12 protein-coding genes are annotated in these 18809 nt (G+C 65.6%); 9 read left to right on the forward strand and 3 right to left on the reverse strand.

Annotation, left to right across the window (positions count from 1 at the left end):
• Positions 1 to 70 precede the first annotated feature (70 nt).
• The 9 genes from M0R80_10410 to M0R80_10450 all read left to right on the forward strand — a co-directional run bounded on the left by M0R80_10410 (position 71) and on the right by M0R80_10450 (position 12122).
• Entirely contained in the window at positions 71 to 1177 is a 1107-nt protein-coding gene (locus tag M0R80_10410) for a hypothetical protein (GenBank protein ID MCK9460040.1), read from the forward strand.
• Positions 1178 to 1264: 87 nt separating this feature from the next.
• Positions 1265 to 1777, forward strand: coding sequence for an RNA polymerase sigma factor (locus tag M0R80_10415; protein ID MCK9460041.1), 513 nt, complete (start codon positions 1265 to 1267; stop codon positions 1775 to 1777).
• Complete coding sequence (locus M0R80_10420) at positions 1774 to 3174, forward strand: FecR domain-containing protein (GenBank protein ID MCK9460042.1); 1401 nt, start codon at positions 1774 to 1776, stop codon at positions 3172 to 3174. The genes M0R80_10415 and M0R80_10420 overlap by 4 nt, the downstream gene beginning before the upstream one ends.
• 106 nt (positions 3175 to 3280) lie before the next feature.
• Positions 3281 to 4714, forward strand: a complete 1434-nt coding sequence (locus tag M0R80_10425) for a leucine-rich repeat domain-containing protein (protein ID MCK9460043.1) — start codon at positions 3281 to 3283, stop codon at positions 4712 to 4714.
• Positions 4711 to 5601, forward strand: a complete 891-nt coding sequence (locus M0R80_10430; GenBank protein MCK9460044.1) for a hypothetical protein — start codon at positions 4711 to 4713, stop codon at positions 5599 to 5601. Before M0R80_10425 ends, M0R80_10430 begins: the two co-directional genes overlap by 4 nt.
• Before the next feature lie 118 nt (positions 5602 to 5719).
• Positions 5720 to 5938: a hypothetical protein gene (locus tag M0R80_10435; GenBank protein ID MCK9460045.1), complete on the forward strand. Its 219-nt coding sequence runs from the start codon at positions 5720 to 5722 to the stop codon at positions 5936 to 5938.
• 1422 nt (positions 5939 to 7360) lie between these two features.
• Entirely contained in the window at positions 7361 to 8686 is a 1326-nt protein-coding gene (locus M0R80_10440) for a DUF1566 domain-containing protein (GenBank protein MCK9460046.1), read from the forward strand.
• A 170-nt stretch (positions 8687 to 8856) separates the two neighbouring features.
• Positions 8857 to 10041: a hypothetical protein gene (locus M0R80_10445; protein MCK9460047.1), complete on the forward strand. Its 1185-nt coding sequence runs from the start codon at positions 8857 to 8859 to the stop codon at positions 10039 to 10041.
• Positions 10042 to 10529: 488 nt separating this feature from the next.
• Positions 10530 to 12122 (forward strand): CapA family protein, encoded by a 1593-nt coding sequence (locus M0R80_10450; GenBank protein MCK9460048.1) that lies wholly within the window; start codon positions 10530 to 10532, stop codon positions 12120 to 12122.
• 930 nt (positions 12123 to 13052) lie between these two features.
• On the opposite strand, the gene M0R80_10455 is transcribed toward M0R80_10450, so the two are convergent.
• From M0R80_10455 to M0R80_10465, 3 genes are all read right to left on the reverse strand, one after another.
• The gene (locus M0R80_10455; protein ID MCK9460049.1) at positions 13053 to 15620 is read right to left on the reverse strand and encodes a DUF1566 domain-containing protein; all 2568 of its coding nucleotides are present in this window, start codon (positions 15618 to 15620) and stop codon (positions 13053 to 13055) included.
• Between the two features lie 192 nt (positions 15621 to 15812).
• Complete coding sequence (locus M0R80_10460) at positions 15813 to 17552, reverse strand: radical SAM protein (GenBank protein ID MCK9460050.1); 1740 nt, start codon at positions 17550 to 17552, stop codon at positions 15813 to 15815.
• A complete protein-coding gene (locus M0R80_10465; protein ID MCK9460051.1) occupies positions 17545 to 18618 on the reverse strand; it encodes a HAMP domain-containing histidine kinase in 1074 nt (357 codons plus the stop codon). The genes M0R80_10460 and M0R80_10465 overlap by 8 nt, the downstream gene beginning before the upstream one ends.
• Between the last annotated feature and the right edge of the window lie 191 nt (positions 18619 to 18809).

The following is an 18809-nucleotide window of genomic DNA, read 5'->3' on the forward strand; positions in this document are numbered from 1 at the left end:
TCAGCTCGTTTTTTCTCGTTTTGTTTGTTCGCTCCGCACCGCCACCAGCGGTTCCCTGCGTGCCGCGGCGATGAAAACCGTTTCGAAGCCGCCGCGTTCGTGGCAGATCAATTCGATGAAGAGTTTCGGTCTCGAGCTGCCACGCCTGGCATTGATCCTTGCCGTGCTCACCCGGAGCGCGGCCGCGATCTCTCAGGTGCCCGAGGACGAACGCGAGCTTCTGACCCTGTGCACGGACGACGACGAAAGCGCGTTCGCGGCCTTGGCCGGAGAGGTCCGGTCCGCCTCGCGCTTCGTCGAGCTCTCGCCGGCACCCAGTTGCGCCGATGCGTCATCTGCTCCCGGAGCGGAGGAGGCCTCCTCCCGGTTCCAGGGGCGCTTCGAGGTCGACGACAACGGACTCGTTGCCCTGGTCCTCACCTCGGGCGCGGCGCCCGACCAGAAGCGTTCGAGCCGTGTGCCGTGGCTCTCGTCGCCCGTGCGGCCGATCGAGGCGACCATCAGCGCGGACAAGACCCACGCCTTGGCGTTGCTCATCGACGGACTGGTCCTCGACTTCCGCAGTCTCTCTCTGCTGGCGCTGCCGGTGGCCCAACCGGTCGACGCTGCCGTCGCTCCGAAAGCAAAGCCTGCGCCCGCGCCACCGCCACTGCCCCCGAGAGAACCTCCCCGCGCCGAGATCGATTGGGGCCTCGAGGTCGGTGCGGGGGTCGTTTATATGTCTCCGGACGCCGTCGCGCCGCGCGTGGAGCTCGGCGGGTCGATCGGCACCGGCCGCTGGCGCGCGGTGGTCAATGTCCACGCGGAGCTCGATTCCAACTACGCGATCGGCTCGCGGACCTTCGAGACGTTCACCTCGGGGGCGCGCCTCGGCGCGCGCTACCTATTCTTCCGGGGCGACCGGTCGAGGCTCGGCGCCGAGCTTGCGGCCGCGTGGATCCAGAGCCGCTTTCGCCGCGACGGCATCGCCGATTCGAAGGTGCGGACGTGGGCCGACTTCGGCCTGTTCGTCGGTGTCTTCGGCCGGGTGAGGCTCGTCGGTCCCCTCGGCGTGTTCCTGCGCGTCGGCGTCGCGATATGTCCCACGGGGCGTTTAACGGAGATCGCCGACGGGCCGAAGAAGCAGGTGAACCTGGTCACCGTGCCGGGCGTCGCGGGGCTCGATTTCGATTTTTAGGCGCGAGATCGATCAGAAAGCCGATTTCGCGACATCTATTGTGGCGGAACGGCAGCGGGAGCCTCGAGCCGGCGACGGGATGAGCGCGTGAACGAACACACCCTTCTGGACCGATGCCGTCGTGGGGAGCAGGCGGCTTGGCGCGAGCTGTTCGAGCGGTATGCGGGCTCGGTATATCGCTGGTCGCGCTTCTTCGGCTTCGGCGCGGCCGGCGCCGAGGAGGTGACCCAGGAGGTGTTCGTGACGGCGTTTCGGCGCATCGGCGCTTGCGGTTCGGAGCGGCAGATCCCTCCGTGGTTGTTCCAGATCACGCGGCGTAAGGCGGCGAACGCCCGGCGGCTCGGTTGGTTCCGGCGGATGGTACGGCTGAGCGACTCGCGAATCGACGCGACGCTTCCCGGCGACGGCGTGCTGTCCCGCGATCTGGAGAACGTATTGCGACGGATGCCGTTGAAGCTCGTGGAGGTGCTCCTGCTCCACGACCTCGAAGGGCGTTCGCGATCTGAGATTGCCGAGGTGCTCGGTTTGGCCGAGGGGACCGTGGCCAGTCGTCTGGTCGGCGCACGCGCCCTCTTTGCCGAACTTTGGGAGGCGGAATGACAACCGAGAAACACGACGACCGTGCGCTGCGCGCCGTGGCCGAGCTCAAGACGGCGTACGAAGGCGCGTCGCTTCCGGAAGCGGCGAAGAGCCGTATCGCAGGCGCCGTCTTTGCGCCGCGTTCGCGAAAGCCCGGCCCGATGAAGCTCGCTGCCGCTTTCGGTCTGGTCGCAGTGCTCGCCGCCGTGGCCGCCGCGTGGGTCTTCTCTCCGCGGCCGAACAAAGACGTTCCGATCGCGACGAAGACGGCGCCCTACACAGCCATAGTGCAAGAGATCACGGGAAGCGCGGACGTCACCCTGCCGCACAGCACAACCACGGTGCCGGCGACCGCACGGATGCACGTCGACGGCGCGTCGATGATCGCAACGGCTCCGCACTCCGCGGTCGTCCTGGGCATCGGCCCGCACGAAGTCACAGTCATCAGCGACACCCGGCTCGATCTCATGTCGCTCGATCGCATCGAATCGAGCTTCAGGATGGAACGAGGACGCGCGCGCTTCGACGTCGCGCATCTCGCGCACGGAGAGCGCTTCGCTGTGACCGCGGGCGATCTGACCGTCGAGGTCGTCGGCACGCGTTTCGAGGTCTATTTCGACGGGGACTGCCCGGCCGTCTCGGTCGACGAGGGAAAGGTCCGCGCTTCGTTCCGCAAATCGATCTCCTTCGTCGTCGCCGGGGTCTCGCGGCGGTTCTGCGACCCGGCGAGCTCCGAGGTCGTATCTCTAGCGCCAGAGGCTTCCTCGGATTCCCGCGCTGATCTCGAGGGGGGCGCTTCGAAGGCGCGTTCGCCACAGGTGGCCATCGGCACCGAGGTGGCCGGAGCGCAGCTCCCACCGCCTACGTCCGCCGCGGACACCGGGACCGCGGCCGGCGCGCCCCCATCGGAAAAGGCTCCCGTCTCAGAAGAGGAGCGCCTTTACCTCGAAGCGCTCGCGAGCCGGGTGCGCGGTGATCTTCCGCTCGCCTCGGAGCAGATGGCCGACTACCTCGAAAAGTATCCGAACGGCACGTTCGCCGAGGAGGCGCTCTTCTCCCTCGTCCGCTTCGAATACCGCCGGCGCGATTTCGCGGAGGTGCAGCAGCGAGGCGCAGACTATACCGAGCAGTATCCCGGGCGGAACGCCAAGTCTGATGAGGTCAGGATTCTGTACGCCGAGAGCCTGCATCGACTCGGCGCGGGCTTGGGGACCGCGGTCGAGATGCTCGCGCCCTTGGTCCGGGATGTCGACTCCGTGGCGGGCCCCTACCGCGAGCAGGCGCTGTACCTCTACTTCACGTCTGTCGCCGAGATCGGCCGCACCACCGAAGCGAGGCGTGTGGCCGCGTCGTACCTCGAGCGCTACCCGAGCGGACAGTACGCGGGTGCCGCAAAGGCACTGGTGGAGGGAAAATGATCCGCGGCCGATCAGAACGCCTTTTCAGCGACATGACTTCGCTGGGAGATGGCGATCCGTTCGTTGCGAAGCGGCCCACCCGGGCCGGATTTGAAAGGGGAGACACATGAGATCGACAGCTTGGATAGTGGGCACACTTCTTGTCACCGCGTGGGCGGTTTACGGCTGCGGCGACGTCCAGTTCGAGGGTGACCCGGACGCGGGCACGGACACGGATGTCGATTCGGACACGGACACGGACGTCGATACCGACTCGGATTCAGACACGGACGCGGATGATTGCTCGGGCGTGCTCGTGTTCGCGGACAACAACCTCGAAGCGGCGATCCGCGACGCGATCGGCATGGGGTCGGGTGACATCTACGCCGCCGACGTCGCCGGATTGACGGCGCTGTGGGCAGGTGATCGCGAGATAGCGTCGCTCGACGGCATCGAGTGCCTGGTGTCGCTGACCATCCTGAGCCTCGACAACAACCAGATCAGCGATCTGACGCCTGTGTCAGCCTTGACCGCGCTCGAGAAGCTCTTCCTCGTGCAGAATCAAGTGGACGACGTTTCGCCCTTGGCGTCGCTCGCCACGCTGGAGGAGCTCCAGCTCGACGCCAACCTGGTGAGCGACCTCACGCCGATCTCCGGCCTCGCGTCGCTGCTCGTTTTGTACCTCTCCGGCAACCAGATCACTGATGCGAGTCCGTTGTCGTCGCTGACGCAGCTGACGCATCTCAACCTCGACGAGAACCAGATCAGCGCGTTGTCCCTTTCGGACCTCGAGCAGCTGATCGTTTTGGACTGTTCGAACAACCAAATCAGCGCATTGTACCTCTCGAACCTTCCGGATCTGAGCTTCCTGTACCTCGAGAACAACCAGGTGGCCGACGTCACGCCCCTGGCCGGACTTACGTCTCTTACCAATCTGAACCTTTCGAGCAATCAGATCAGTGATCTCATACCGATGGCAAGTCTTACCTCCCTCGAAGACCTGCGTCTCACCGGCAATCAGATCAGCGATCTCGAAGGGCTCACTGCAGTAAACCGACTCTGGCTCGGCGATAACCAGATCGGCGATCTCACGGGGCTTTCCGGTCTCACGTCGCTCACCTTTCTGGCGCTCTCTTCCAATCAGGTCGATGATCTCGCTCCGCTTGCGGGTCTCGTGTCACTAACCGAGCTGGACCTCGAAGACAACCAGATCGACGACCTCACGCCGCTCGCCAGCCTGGTATCTCTCACCTGGACTCGCCTCGTCGGCAACGAGATCGCCAACCTGACTCCGCTCGCCGGGCTCACGTCGCTGACGGGTTTGTACCTCGATTCCAACCAGGTCAGTGACCTTGCCCCGCTCGCCTCGAACGAAGGCATCGACTCGGGCGATGAGGTCTCGGTCATCGACAACCTCATCGACGAGGTCGCGCAGGCGGGAAATATCGCTGCGCTGTGCGACAGGGGCGTGTACGTTGATCCCTATTGCCCCTACAGCGACGGCAATTCGTTCGTTTCAAAACAGTGCAACCGCGCCGAGGACGAGAGGGGAGAAATATGAAATCGACAGTTTGGATAACGGGAACGCTTTTAACGGCTTTGTGGGCTGCCGCTGGCTGCGGCGACGTCCAGTTCGAGGGCGACCCGGACGCGGGCACAGACACCGATACCGACGCGGATACGGATGTCGACACGGACACCGACGTCGACACGGATTCCGACACGGACACCGACGCGGATACCGACACCGACACCGACGACGTCCTCGTCTCCTTCGACTTCGGCTACGGCTCCGCGGCCGTCGGCCTGCACTCCGGCTACGTTGTCTCGACGCTGGCGGGGCTGGAGTGCGTCATCGCGGACACTCCGTCGGACGACAGCTGGTCGCTCGCGCTCGTGAACTTCTTGGCAGGGTGCGTGCCCCCCGACCTCCTGCCCGGTATACCGTTCGCGGGGACGGCGAACACAACGGGGGCGGACGCGCTCGCGGTGAGCGCGATCTGGCAGGATGAGGGAGCCCTGGCGTGCGGCGACAGCCTCTACTATTTCGAGTATGTCCTCACGCCGTTCTCGATCGACGACGCCTTGGATCTCGAGATCACCGTCGAGTCGTGCACCGCGCCCGAATGCGATCAACCGGCGCGCGCGACTTCTCTCATTCCGATGGCCGACACGCCGGTGTTCTCGTGCCGCTACGTCGAGGGGGCCGAGCCGGGGTGGGGAGGATTGTCGATCGAAAGCGGTTCTCTCTATGGCGCGCCTTCGGACGGCGGATGCGACGAGGAGAACCTCGTGGCTCACACCGTGGACACGGCACTGGCGGGCACCATCGAGCTGTGCCTCTGGGCGTGCGGCATCGGCGACACCGACTGTCCGCACCCCGAGGTCGAGACGTGCGACGGCACGGCGTGCGTCATCGAGAACCCGCTCACGCTCACCGATATGTAGACGGTTCTTCGACAGCACCACGATTTCCTGTCGATCGATCGGCGGGGCCGACCCTGGTACAATCAGGCGAACGCACCGCCGGGTCGCGCGCGGCCTCGAACCAGGGGAGGGACTTTCTTTGAATTGGCTTTCGTGTGTACGCGGAACACTGGGGCTCAACCCATTCGACGACATCTACTCCGACCCGCACGACGTGATCGCCCTCGGCGAGGATCGCTTCGTCATCGCCGGCAGCTTCCACGGCGAGATCGAGCTCGGGGACGACACGGACGGCGTGTCCCAGTACTGCAGCTCGGAGGCCGAGGGAGCCTACGTGGCCAAGTACCGCCTGGAATGACGGGCGTTCTCCTTTCGGTTGGGGGGTCTTCTCGACCGTGAAACTTCGAGATCGTTTCGCTGCTCATCGAAGAGTGTCGGCAACCGCGCCACGCTGCGATTTTATTTTCCCCTCCCAGGCATGGCGAACCCCCTATATTAGTAGGAGAACATTATCTAGACGGTATGTCGGCTGGGAAGGGGACACGCGGACATGAACACGCACAGGCTCATGCACCCGGGCGCTGCGGCTGTCGCGGTCCTGTTCGTCGCCGCCTCCGGCTGTTGGCAGAGCGTGTTCCTTGCGTCGGGAGACGCACCGGACGCGGACACGGATACAGACACGGACGGTGACACCGACGTGGACACCGACGCGGATTCGGATTCCGATTCGGACGCGGATACCGATGTCGATACCGACTCCGACACGGACACCGAAACGGACACGGGAGTCGAGCCTCCTGTCGACTGCGGCACGGAAGTGCACGATGGCTCCGTCATCGTTTCCGGTCCCGCGGACATCGACGCGCTCGCGGGCGTCACGTACGTCACCGGCGATCTGCTCGTCGACGGTGCCTCGCTCTCGAACCTCGCCGGGCTCGAGAGCCTACTGTGCGTGGGCGGAACCCTCACCATCTACTACGGCACGGCATGGGGCGGCGATGACTGGCTTGACGGGCTGTCCGGGCTCGAGTGGATCGGCGGCGCCCTGACGGTCCAGGGCAACCAGGGAGCCGGCGGTGTCCCGCTCGGCCGCATCGGGTTGTCGAGCCTCGTCCGCGTCGAGGGCGACGTGACGATGCAGGAGAACCTCCTCTCGTCGCTGTCGGGCCTCGAGGCGCTCACGTTGATCGGCGGCAGCCTCGACCTGGGGATGATGCCGGACCTCGCGGATCTCGACGGGCTCGGGGCGCTCGCCTCGCTCGGCGGGGACCTGCGGATCGACAGCGTCGACGGCCTCGCGCGTGTCGACGGCCTGTCCGCCTTGGTCGGCCCGGTGCAGGCGCTCGTCGTCGCCGACTGCCCCGTGCTGACGAGCCTCGTCGGGCTGGGTGGGATCTCGGCGGCGACGTCGCTCGGCGTCTCGCACCTGGACGCCCTCGTGGACCTCGACGGGCTCGGCGGCCTCGCCGCGGTGACCAACCAGGTGGGCATCATGTACAACGATTCGCTGCAGAGCCTCGCCGGGCTGTCGAGCCTCGTGGAGGTGGGCGGAGATCTGGAGATCTCGTGGAACCCGGCGCTGCTCGATCTCGGTGACCTCCCGCTCGAGGCGGTGGGGGTGGAACTGCAGATCACGGGCAACGACTCGCTCGCGACGCTCGCCGGGCTCAGCCACCTCGCCTCGGTCGGAGATCTGTTTCAGATCGGGGGGAACGCGAGCCTGATCTCGCTCGACGGGCTCGAAGCGGTCACGGCGCTCGGCACCGCCCTGTTCATCCAGATGAACCCGGCGCTCGTCGAGGTCGACGCGCTCGACGGCGTCACCGAGTTCTCGGCGCACCTGGCGATCCGGGAAAACCTCTCGTTGCCGACCTGCGCAGCGGTGCAACTCGAGCAGCACCTCGAGGAGGTCGGCACGATCACCGAGCTCGAGCTGTGGGGCAATGCTCCGGATCCGGAGGGCGGCTGCGACGGCGTCGACCCGTGGGCCGGCGCCGACGGCGACGCCGACACCGACACGGACACCGACACCGACCCGCAGTGCGCCGCCGAGCCGGACTTCGCGCCGTGCGCGCTCGACACCACGGCGACCGCCGGCGCCGACCTCTCCTACGACCTGTGCGCAGACGGTGCGTGCGTCTCGCCCGGCACCTGCCTGAACGCGGCGTGCAACACGACCGGGCCGCACGGCCCGATCGCCGCGGACACGCCGTCCGGCTTCGTCCGCAGCGTGCCGGTGGCGGGCGAGCCGGTCGTCGGTGACCCGCTCACTGGGCTGACCTGGCAGGGCTGCGAGGCCGGCCTGAGCGGCGCGGCGTGCGACGTCGGCACCGCCGCCGAGTACGACTGGGTGCCGGCGATCCTCTACTGCGACGGTCTCACGTGGGGCGGTTACGACGACTGGCACCTGCCGAACCTGTACGAGCTGCTCTCGATCGCCGGTGTGGACGGTTCCGCCCCGGCGTTCGATCCGGACGCGTTCCCGGCGAGCAGCGACGCCGTGTCGCTCTTCTCGATCGAGAGCTGCTACACGGCGCCGGAGAAGGCGTTCTCCTTCGATCCTCTCTACCGGGCGGTGTGGGGCGTTCAGAAGAACCTTTGGGGATACCGGGTGCGCTGCGTGCGCGGCGCGGCGGCCGACCAGCCGCTCATCCGCTTCGCGCGCGCCATCGTCGACGGCCGCCCGGTCGTCGCCGACGCGGTGACCGGACTGATGTGGCAGGGCTGCGTCGCTGGACAGACCGGCGACCACTGCACCGGCTACTACCCGTTCGGCTACACGCAGCCCGGCGCCGCCGACTACTGCGACGCGCTCGCCTGGGGAGGTCACGACGACTGGCGATTGCCCGGCGCCAAGGAGCTCGCGAGCTTGAACGACCTGCGCGCCGGCCCTCCCGCGGTGCCGATCGACCCCGGCGCCTTCCCCTCAAACCCGACGCAATTCTTCTGGGTGTCGTCGGCCGGCCCCGCCGCATACGAGGACACAGGCCAGACGGTCGTCTTCGAGCGGGTCATCGTACTCGGCGGTATGTACACGGTCATCTGGCCGCAGCAGCGCCGAACCACCACGAGCGCCCTGGTCCGTTGTGTTCGGGAGGCGCCATGACAGAGGGTAATAGTCATGCTCTCCCTTCTCGGCATCCAACGGTCGCTCACTTCTAAATCCGCGCCCGGTTCTCACTCCAGCGTACAACGGGATTGTTCGTTGGCCGGACCAGCGCCGACAGGGTCGCCAGACGAAAACTAGAGCACTCTTTTCCAGGGGGAGGTGCGGTCATGTTCGGAAAATGGTTTGGTGTTTGGATTCTTGTTGTCACCGCATCGCTCGGGCTTGCCGCGTGTGGGGCTGACGGCAACGGCTGCAATCAGGACGCGAGCACTGGCGCGGACACAGACTCGGACTCCGACTCGGACTCCGACTCGGATACGGACGCGGACACCGATACCTCCGCCTTCGGGTGCCCGGATCCGATCGCGGAGACGTGCCCGGATGGAGTGAGCGACGTGCTCCCCCCACTCCTCTTCGAAGCGGCCGACTTCGGCGAGGGGACGCGCTTCATCGACGTGTCGCCTTGGACCGTGCTCGCCGAGCGAGATGCGGACGGCGTGCGCACGATCTCGGTCATCATGTGCGCAACGGCGGGAGAGACGTGTACCGCAGCGAACGCACGGATCGCGACGATGGACCTTCCCAGCGACTCCGGGCTGCACGCGGTCGCCGTGGCCATGAGTTACTACCAGCCGTGGGATGACGCCGAGGCGCCGTCGAACATGGCCGCCCTGTGCGGCGACACCGGCTGTGCGCTGTACAGCGCGGATCTCGCCGGCGAGAGCCCGAGCACAGAAATCACCGCGATCCCGGGCGGGGAGATCCCCGGGGCGACGATTGTCCACGGCCTCTGGTGGGGCGGATACGGCGAGCCGATCTGCGCGTACGGTGATGGGATCCACTGCTTCGACGGCACCGCGTGGACGTCGCCGATTACGGCGAGCACGGAGGACCCTCTCTTCAACGACATGGAGACCTTCCCCAACGATGTCACGGCAATCGTCGTCGCCGTGGGCGACAGCGGCCGCCTCGCCTTCTCCGGCTTCCCGGACTGGCCCAGCTACTGGGGCGACGATTCGGACTGGCTCACCGTGCAGCCGCTGTTCGACGGCGGCTTCGCGGTCGCCGGCGAGGACGGCGCCTTCGGCGTCATGGACGGCGCGTGGCACATGGAGTGCGACATCGCAGACGAGGACATAGTCCTGTTGGAGGGCGCGACCATCGGCGTCACCGCGTCGGGCCGTGTCTTCACCGCCGACGGCCCCATTACGTCGATCTCGGGCGCCTGCTATACGGGAGAGGTCATCGGCCCGAACGCGCGCGGCACCGGTTTCGAGTGCGGCATGGCGACCAACCTGTTCGTGATGGACGAGGCCACTGTGTACGGCACGACGGACTGCTGGATAGACTAGAGACGAGTCTCGGGCGGATCCCCGCCTCTTCCTGGACCTTCTTGGCCCTCACGGACGAGCGGTGGAAGCGGTCGAACTCGGCTATCACCGCCTTGTCGTTGCGAAACGCGGCGCGGGCCGCACGCAGCTTCTCTCTGATCCAGGAAACCCTTGCCCCTTGCGGCCTTCGCCGACCGGCGACCACGTGCCATGACCTCGCTGGGTTCCGTGCGGGGGGCGGCCCGAACCTTGTCGGCGAAGGGCCGTCCCTACCGCGACTTCTCCGTTGGGGGTCGGTGACGACGATACCGCATTTAGGTCACCGCGTGTGCACCGGGGCATTTTCAGGCGGTGCTTTCCCGGTGGCACAACCTGGCACAACCTGCGTCGGTCCGGGTCATCTCTAACCACCGGAAAACAGACGTGCTGTGCCGCGCCGGGGGCGGGGACACCGACCTGGCACGGTTTCTGCTCGGTCTCATGGGGGATCATGCTGTGGAGGCTGCGAGATGAGAGATGTGAAGAGACTGTCCGCCTGCGCCGTTACTCTCGCGCTTCCCGCCGCCCTGCTGCTCCTGACCGCGACCGCCTGCAGGCCAGACGAGAGGAACGACGTTGCCAGGACCTACACGATCTTCGGCGGCGGCGACTCGCTGTTGACGCGGCGGCTTCACAAGGAGGCCCAGACGCCGGTCAACATCGTCCTCGGCCGTGTCCTGCCGCTCGTGCGGAGGGCGGACATCGCGTTCCTGAACCTGGAGGGCCTCCTGTCGGATCGAGGCACGTGCTCCAAGTTCCAGCCGGCCGCCGCGCCCTTCTGCTTTCGCGGCAGACCGAAACTGGTGCGCCTTTTGTCAGAGGCGGGCATCGACGTCGTCTCGCAGGCGAACAACCACACCGGCGACTTCGGACCGAGCGCTCTGGACGACTCGCTGCAGATCCTCGCGTCGCAGGGCATTGTCGCGGTCGGCGCCGGTGCGAACGCCGAGGAAGCGAGGCGGATTCGGTACGTCGTCCGGGGCGACGTCGTCGTGGCGTGGATCGCCTTCCAGGAGGTCGCACGCAGGTTCGCCGCCCGTGGAAACCGCACGGGGAACTTCTTCATCGAGAAAGAGAAGGTCAGCGAGACCCTGGTGCCGCTCATCCGGCAGGCTCGAGAGGTCGCCGATCTCGTCGTGATCTCCGCCCACTGGGGCAACGCGCTCGAGAAGGTGCCGAGCGAGCTGCGCCGCCAGCACGCGCGGAAGATGATCGACGCCGGCGCGGACCTGATCCTCGGCCACTCGGCACATCACTTCCAGGGCGCGGAGGTCTACCGCAACGGGCTGGTCCTGTACGACACGGGCAACTTCATCCTCGACTTCAGCGGGGACGGGTTGGTTTTCGAGATCGCGTTCGACGCGAGCGGGGTCAGCCGGCTGACGGCCTACGCGACCCGGACGATCAGGACGCGGATCGATCTCCTGCAGAACGCGAGGGGAGACAAGGTCCTGTCGTCCTTCATCGCTCAATCGCGGGCGCTGAACCCGAATCTCGTCTACAGGATGGAGCGCCACACGGCCGTCTTCGATCTCGAGCGGGGGAGGAGGAGCCCGCCTCCGAAGAGGTACGTGGCGCCGAAGCCGGAACGCGTCGCCTTCGACTTTTCGAGGAAGCCGGCCTGCGTCGTGTCGAAGCTCCCCGGAAATCTGACCGACCGCCGGGAGCTCGCCTTCGGCAACGGGGTCCGCTACCTCGGCGCCGTGGTCCCGGCGACGGTGCCGCAGAAGGGGCCGTTCTTGCTGCGGCTCTACTTCTCGAGCGCCGGGGGAAAGGGCACCTCGCCGTGGCTGGTGTCGACGCGGCTGCGCCCCCGCGCCGAGGCCGCGAAGGGGGTCCCCGCTGCGACCCACGTCCCGACGGGCTGGATCTATCCGGTCGGCGAATGGGCGGCGGGAGAGATCGTGGAGGACGCGCCGCTCCTCCTGACCGGGGAGCTGCCCAAGGGCACGTACGATCTGCTGTTCGGGCTCATCGATGAGACCACCGGCACCCCGGAGGTCGCCAAGGGTGGCGACGGGGGCGCGGCCGAGCAGCTGATCGGATCCCTGGAGCTCATCTAGCCCGCGGACGGTCGGATCAGTAGGCGACGAGGCCCACGCCGCGGATCACGACGTCCGCGACGCGCTCGACCATCGGGAGGTTGAGGTTCGCGAACGTGTCGCTCGTGCAGGCGGTGATCCTGCTGGTCGCCCTAGCCGAGGAGATCATCGAACGCAGGGCCAAATCCAAGATGCGCGAGGGTGACGTTCCGCGGTAGAACATCATGGGGTGTTGCCCGGCCCGACCCGAGAGGGTTGGGTTTTCGTTCTAGCTGTTGGCCAGTTTCTCCAGTATCTCGCGCCCCTGCGAGAAGAGCTCCCGCTGCTCGGCGGACAGCTTCGCGCGGATCTCCTCCAGTGGCGCCACCTTGGCGGAGCTCATCGGCGGGCTGCTCTTTGTCCCGTCGTTCGTCGGTCAAACGTACCGGCGAGACAGCACCACCACTCGCGCGGCGCGGGACGTTCGGAGGGTGCTCGCAGAAGATCACGGGGAGAGTCATTAGCGACCCTCTTGCTCGCCGAGGATCGCGCGTTACGTTACAATAACGTCCTCCCCAACGAGCGAGCTGGATCTAAGGGCACATGTCGTCCTGGGAGGACGTCCAAGCCGAGGGGCGCGCTGGCCCCTCTAAAGCATTTCTGTCGTTGACCGTTCATCTTAGAGAGTACCGCAGACGAGAGCACGATTGGACCTCCAGGGCGCAAGGACCTGCCCGGTGGGACGCTTCACGAAGACCTGATCCAGCGCTCTTACGGCTTCTGCGCCGGTAGGGCTCTCAGTCGTTGGAACTGCCTACTGCAATTCCTACGGCTACCTCGGCGGCATCGGCGTGAAGCCGATCAACCCGGTGATTGAATAGCTGCGCACGATCCAGCCGAAACTCGCTGGTTGCGCTACGAAGTAGATCCTCGAGCGGAAGAGCAACGACGCGTATTGCTTAGTGCGACCGCCTACGGCATGTCGCGTACGCACCGGACGAAAGCCGCGGACGTCTTCTCCATGTGGAGGTAGTTGACGAGTATCGCGATGCTGAAATCGTGGTGATCGACATACAGCGCGCTGTCGCTCCCGTCATAGACATACGGTGTCGAGGTCCAGAAACTGCCGAATGGAACGTTGGGGAACACCGAAACGGCGATGTCCGCGACGACCGTCGCGCGCGGACGCCACAGGCTGGTCAGCTCCTTGACCGTCGGCAGGCGCCAATCGCTCCACCCTCCCCAAACCAGCGTGTCACAGTACGCGACGGCGTCTTCCCAGTTGTATCCGTAGGGTACGTAGGATGAACAGTCGTCGCCGATCTGCCCCGAGGCGCACCCCTGCCAGGCGAGCTCCGAAACATAGTCCGCCACGAGCGGGTCGCCCTCAACGACGGTTCTCTCGAACCTGTCCGGCAACTCAACTTCCCCTCGTCGTGCGCAACGCACCCGGAGAGCACTCGTTTTGAAGCTCGCGTTGCACGCGCCGTCCGCGAAGTGACAGCACCACGCGATCCCGGAGCTCTGAGCGTGAACGGTCATCGTCCAGTGCTGCAGATCGTCGGACGTGCCGGGGAAGGCCGTCTCGACGATCGACGGCGACGATGCGTCGAAATCGATGATGGAGACGAGCTCGTGGTAATCTGGAAGATACCAATCGCTGTATCCGCCCCACTCGAGTCCGTCACAGTAAAGAACGGCCGCGCCCCAACCAAGGGCGGAGGCTGTTCCAGTACCGCAAGACGCGCTGGTCAGGCCGGCGTTGCACCCCTGCCATACGAGCCCGGTCGCCGAGTCCTCGACGATGGGCTGGCTGGCGACAGGCTCGGTCCGAGTGTAGCTCGAAGGCGAGACGTCGCTGGCGGCCGGAGAATGAGGTCCGGGCGTGTTGCAGCCCACGGTCGAGCAGATCGCCGGTGACATGCAGTACTCACCGACACAGATGTCGTAGCCGAGATCGGCGCCGTACTCCACGGTCGTGTCCAACGAGCAGAACGCGAAATCACCCAGACCTTCACATTGCGGATCCGTGTCCGTCTCCGTGTCCGAATCCGTGTCCGTATCCGTGTCGGCATCCAAATCCACTCCCGCGTCCTCGTCGTATCCATCGCACCCGCCGTCCGGATCCGGGGCGTTCCCTTCCACCGAGAAGGAGTGATCCCATCCGAGCGCCTGCATCCTCTGGATGAACGCCAGCGCTTCGCAAGTGGGCAGGGAGGAGTTGTTGGCGATATTGATGTTGCTCTGGATCTCGGTCACGCTGTCCATCGATGAGATGTCAGTCAGCGCCTGGTTCTCTCGGATGCTCAGGTTGCCGCCGCCGACGGTGCTCAGAGAGGCGAGCCCTTCCAGGCTGGTCAGGCTGCCGTTCTCGTCGATTGCGACCCCCTTTGAATGCTGCAACCCTTGAAGCCCGTTCAGATTGATCAGGCTATCGTTGTTGTAGACGGTGAGGAGCCCTGCGACCTCTTCCAGACTCTGCAAGCCGGAAAGGCTCGCGAGGGCCGGATTCCCCCAGATCGACAACCCCGACTCGGGATCGGTCACCGCGGCGAGGTTCGCCAACCCCTGAATGCTATGCAACTCGCTGTTTTCCCGGATAAACAGTCCTGGTGTTTGCAGCAGACCGCCAAGCCCGTTCAAGTCGCTCAGCTTATCGTTCAACATGATCTCGATCTTGTCGTCGGTCCCCGTAATGCTCTCGAGTCCATGTAAGCTGACCATCACGTCGTTGTTCAAGATACGGAGCTCGACCACATGGGTGATACCGGCCAGAGCCGAGATGTCGGTCAGCTTCTTCGTCCCGTCCAGCTTCAGGCTTCCGGAAAAATCGGCGAGGTTGGCTAGCCCCGAGAGGTTCTGCAGTTCGTATTCGTTCTGGATCGTGAGACCGCCCTCGATCGTTTCGACCCCAATCAAGCCGTCAACATCTGAAAGCGGCTGATTGCCGGTGAAGGCCAGACCGCCTCCACTGATGAGCTCGAGGTTCTCGAGCCCGTTTATCGAAGCCAGCGCGTTCCCGTCGAAAACCACTCCACCCTCGACCCGGCGCAGCGCAGAGAGTCCGATTCGCGTCAGCGCCTCTCCCCCTTCGCCCTCATTGTACTCCACCCGGAAAGCGCCGGAGATCCGGTTCAGGTTGCACAGACCGTCCAGAGAAGAAGACGGAACCAGATTGTCGTTGTTGGTGATGAGCACGCTCCCGTCCACGCAAATGAGGCTCTCGAGCCCGTTCAGATTCGGCAACTGGGAACCGTTCATGACAAGGTCGCCGGTGATGCGAGTTACTCCGGCGAGAAGCGCGACGCTCGTGGTGTTGGTGATAGCGGCTGTCCCCTCGAAGACGACGTCGCCGCACTCGTCCGGACCCGCATCCGGATCCGTATCGGAATCGCCGTCGGTGTCCGTGTCGATATCGGTGTCGGTGTCCGTGCCTCCGCCATCCTCGGCACCGGACGGCTTTCTGTCATGGCTGCATCCCAAGAAGGCAGCCGCAGCAAGCAGCGCCACCCCAGCGATGGCCGCTTCGAACCCATCCAATTTACTTCTCTTCATTGGCCGACGCCGGTGCTGCAGTCACCCCTGGCACACCCCTTCAATTCTTCTACCGATTACCTCCCGTCCGAAGAAATGTGTCAAGACGTACACCTGTGACTCTCCCATCGGCCGACTACTTGTGAAATGATTGTCGTTTCAGAGGCGCGATGCGCTTTTGACCGAGACCCTGCCTGGCTATGCGGACGGTATCCGAGGCTGCCACCGCTCCGCGTCGTTCTCCCGGCCGATCCTCCGAAGCCCTGCAGCGACGACTCCGCGCATGAGCGCATGGTGCGAGTCCGTGTCGCCCCGGAGCGCGTCATCCAATGCGGCCCGGTACGTGTTCGGGAGACATCGGGCGGCACCGCGGAGCGTGCGGATCGCGGCGTCGTGCATCCCGGCGCCGAAGAACGCGAGAGGGATGTCCAGGTAGCCGGGCTCACATACCCGGGCGTGCTCGCACACGTCGACGTACTTCGCGGCCTCCGCGAGGCCTCCCTGCTTCTGCAGCGTCAACACGAGCTCCCAGGGATGCGAGAGATGCTCCTGGTAGCCGATGTGCAGCGGCGGGAGCTTCGTCTCGAAATTCCATTGCGGAACCGAGAACCCGAACTCGTCCAGGTAGCGCCTCACGAGGCTCGGGACGACGCTGTCCGGATCGAGGCAGGAGAGCGCCGACTCGATGCACTGCGGGAGCACGCGGCTCAATATCGAGAACTGGATGCAGTCGTTCGCCGTGCTGTCCTCTCGCGCGAACGGCCAGAGATAAGGCTGCAGCGACTCGGCCTGCACGGCGGAGAAGTCGACGCCCAGCGACGCCGCGTCGGCGCTCCCCGGCACGCACGTGTACGGGAACTGCACCGACGGCAGCCCCTGCGACCAGACGAAGCACGCGGTGCGGATCGACTCCTCGAGCGACGTGTCTGGGTGGCCGACGATGATGTCCGAGGACATCTCGAGGTCGCCGTAGCCGGCGTCGCGCATCATCTGCAGCGTGTCGAGGTAGTCCTGGAGCGTCTCCCGCCTTCCCCATTTCCGGGCGATACCGCGGTCGTGCGTCTGCAACGGGATGCCGACGTCGATCGTCCCGGCGGCTCGGATCAGCTCCGCGCGTTTCGGTGTGATCCCCAGCGGCTCGAAGCCCGCCCAGACGATCGTCGTCGTGTCGCGCTTCGCGAGCCCTGCGAACAGCCGGTCGGTCGACTCGGCCGCGGCGCCGCGAAACACGGAGGGCGCGTAGAGCGCCAGGAGCGAGACGCCCGACGCCATCATGCGATCCACCTCGGCGAGCACCTCGTGCTCCGGGTACGTCGTCGGCTTGCCGGTCTCGATCCTGTGGAAGGCGCAGTACGCGCAGCGGTTCGGGCAGCCGCGTCCGGCCACGACGAAACCGCAATGCCCGGCCTGCGCGCCGAGCGTCTCTTCCGATTCCGTGAGGATGCCGTGGTGCACGTAGTCGGCACCCATCCGCGCGCACTCTTCCGCGCACAGCGAGGCGTACGTTCCCCCGACCGAGACAGGCACGCCCGGGAGCGCGGAGCGCACGACGCGGATCGTCTCCTTCAGGAGGTCGCGATCGTAGGCGAAGAGCGACGTGATCCACACCTGGCTCGGTCTGCCCGCGGCAACGAGCCGCTCTCGAAGGTTCTCCTCGTCGAGCCCGAACGCGTAGCACTCCACGTCCTTGGGCTGCGCGGTGCGCGGCCCTGCCGGGCGCTGCCCGATACGCCGGGCGCCCGCACCCGCGTCGGTGTGGCAGTTGATGTGCGCGACCGTCACCCCTCTCCCCTCGAGCCAGCGGATGAGCCGCTGCGTGTGGAGGTTCACGGTGTAGAGATCATGGCCGTAAAGGAAGATCCGCGACTCGACGACGAGCGTCGGCGGCGTGATGAACACGACCGAGTCCCCGCGTCCCGGTAGAAGAAGATCACGCATCGTCGTGCTCCGTCGCCTGTGGCTCTCTTTGCGGGTCGAGCTGCGCCGCGTACGACCTGTCGACCGCGGGAAGCAACATCTTGAACTTCGTGCCTCGCGCGCCACTCGTCACGAGCTCGAGGCCTCCGCCGGCCGCGCGGGCGATCTGCGACGCCAGGTAGATGCCGAGCCCGACGCCGCGGCTCTTGCCGAACGTGTTGTACGGTCGAAACAGATTGTTGCGAACCTGGGCCGGAAGGCCGGGACCATCGTCCGCGATCGTGAGCGAGATCTCGGAATCGTTCTCCTCGCAGTCGACGCGCACACGGCGGGCACCCGCCTCGATGGCGTTGTCCACGAGGCTCTGCAGCGACAGGGCGATCATGCTCTCCTGACCGCTCACCCAGACGTCGGGGATCGGACCCCATTCGAGTCGATCCTCGTCGCCCGGGTCGGCGGTCTCCACGTTCGACGCGATCTTCGGGAGGTGGAACGACGGCGGCGCCTGGGCGCCGGAGCGCAGCCCGTCGAGGAAGTCGTCGATCAACGAGACCGTGCGCTCCAGGTTGCCGATCGCCGAGGAGACCGCGCCGGACGTGTCGTCCTTGCCGTTCTGCCACCTGCCGAGCTCCACGACGCCGTCGGCCGCCTTGTGCAGGCTCCCCCGCACGCGGTGCGCGAGGCTCGCCATCTTCACCTCCATCTCGGCGACGACGCCCGAACGGCAGGAGCCCACGAGCGTCTCGAGCCGGTTGAGCACGTCCTCGGAGCGGAGGGTGTGCATCTTGTGGCTTCGGCGGTGCCGGGTGATGCTGCCCATGGAGAAGAAGAAGACCAGACCTATCCCGTAGATCGTGACGCAGATCGGATCGATCTCCCCGCCCAGGAGAAAGAAGGCAAACGACCCGACGAGCGGGGCGAGCCCCACGAGCGTGAAGGAGAAGGAGATCCCCCAGTAGAGACAGCTGAAGGCGAAGAAGCCGGTGAACACGTACGAGGCCGGCGGCAAAGAATACGCCGCGGTGCTCAGGAACGCCGCCGAGTAGAGCGTATTCTCCACGAGCTGCAGAGCGCCAAGGACGTTCATTCGGGGGCTCCCGAATCTCCAGGACAACACGGAAGCCAACCCCGCCAGGAAAGTAACCAGAATCGGGAAGACGAAATTCCGCAAACCGATGGCGTTGTGCACACTCGGCACGAAACGAAAAACGAGAACAGCACCGATCCATACAACGACCGGGACAAATGCCGATGCGGGTCGGCACCCATCCACAATCG

The sequence above is a fragment of the Pseudomonadota bacterium genome, from assembly GCA_023229365.1.
Classification (GTDB): Bacteria; Myxococcota_A; Polyangia; order JAAYKL01; family JAAYKL01; genus JALNZK01.

Excerpts from the sequence above, each read along its gene's own strand:
- M0R80_10430 (MCK9460044.1), top strand. The coding sequence starts at position 4,711 with ATGAAATCGACAGTTTGGATAACGGGAACGCTTTTAACGGCTTTGTGG.
- M0R80_10465 (MCK9460051.1), bottom strand. The coding sequence starts at position 18,618 with ATGAACGTCCTTGGCGCTCTGCAGCTCGTGGAGAATACGCTCTACTCG.
- M0R80_10420 (MCK9460042.1), top strand. The coding sequence starts at position 1,774 with ATGACAACCGAGAAACACGACGACCGTGCGCTGCGCGCCGTGGCCGAG.
- M0R80_10410 (MCK9460040.1), top strand. The coding sequence starts at position 71 with ATGAAAACCGTTTCGAAGCCGCCGCGTTCGTGGCAGATCAATTCGATG.
- M0R80_10445 (MCK9460047.1), top strand. The coding sequence starts at position 8,857 with ATGTTCGGAAAATGGTTTGGTGTTTGGATTCTTGTTGTCACCGCATCG.
- M0R80_10440 (MCK9460046.1), top strand. The coding sequence starts at position 7,361 with ATGAACCCGGCGCTCGTCGAGGTCGACGCGCTCGACGGCGTCACCGAG.
- M0R80_10450 (MCK9460048.1), top strand. The coding sequence starts at position 10,530 with ATGAGAGATGTGAAGAGACTGTCCGCCTGCGCCGTTACTCTCGCGCTT.
- M0R80_10425 (MCK9460043.1), top strand. The coding sequence starts at position 3,281 with ATGAGATCGACAGCTTGGATAGTGGGCACACTTCTTGTCACCGCGTGG.
- M0R80_10460 (MCK9460050.1), bottom strand. The coding sequence starts at position 17,552 with ATGCGTGATCTTCTTCTACCGGGACGCGGGGACTCGGTCGTGTTCATC.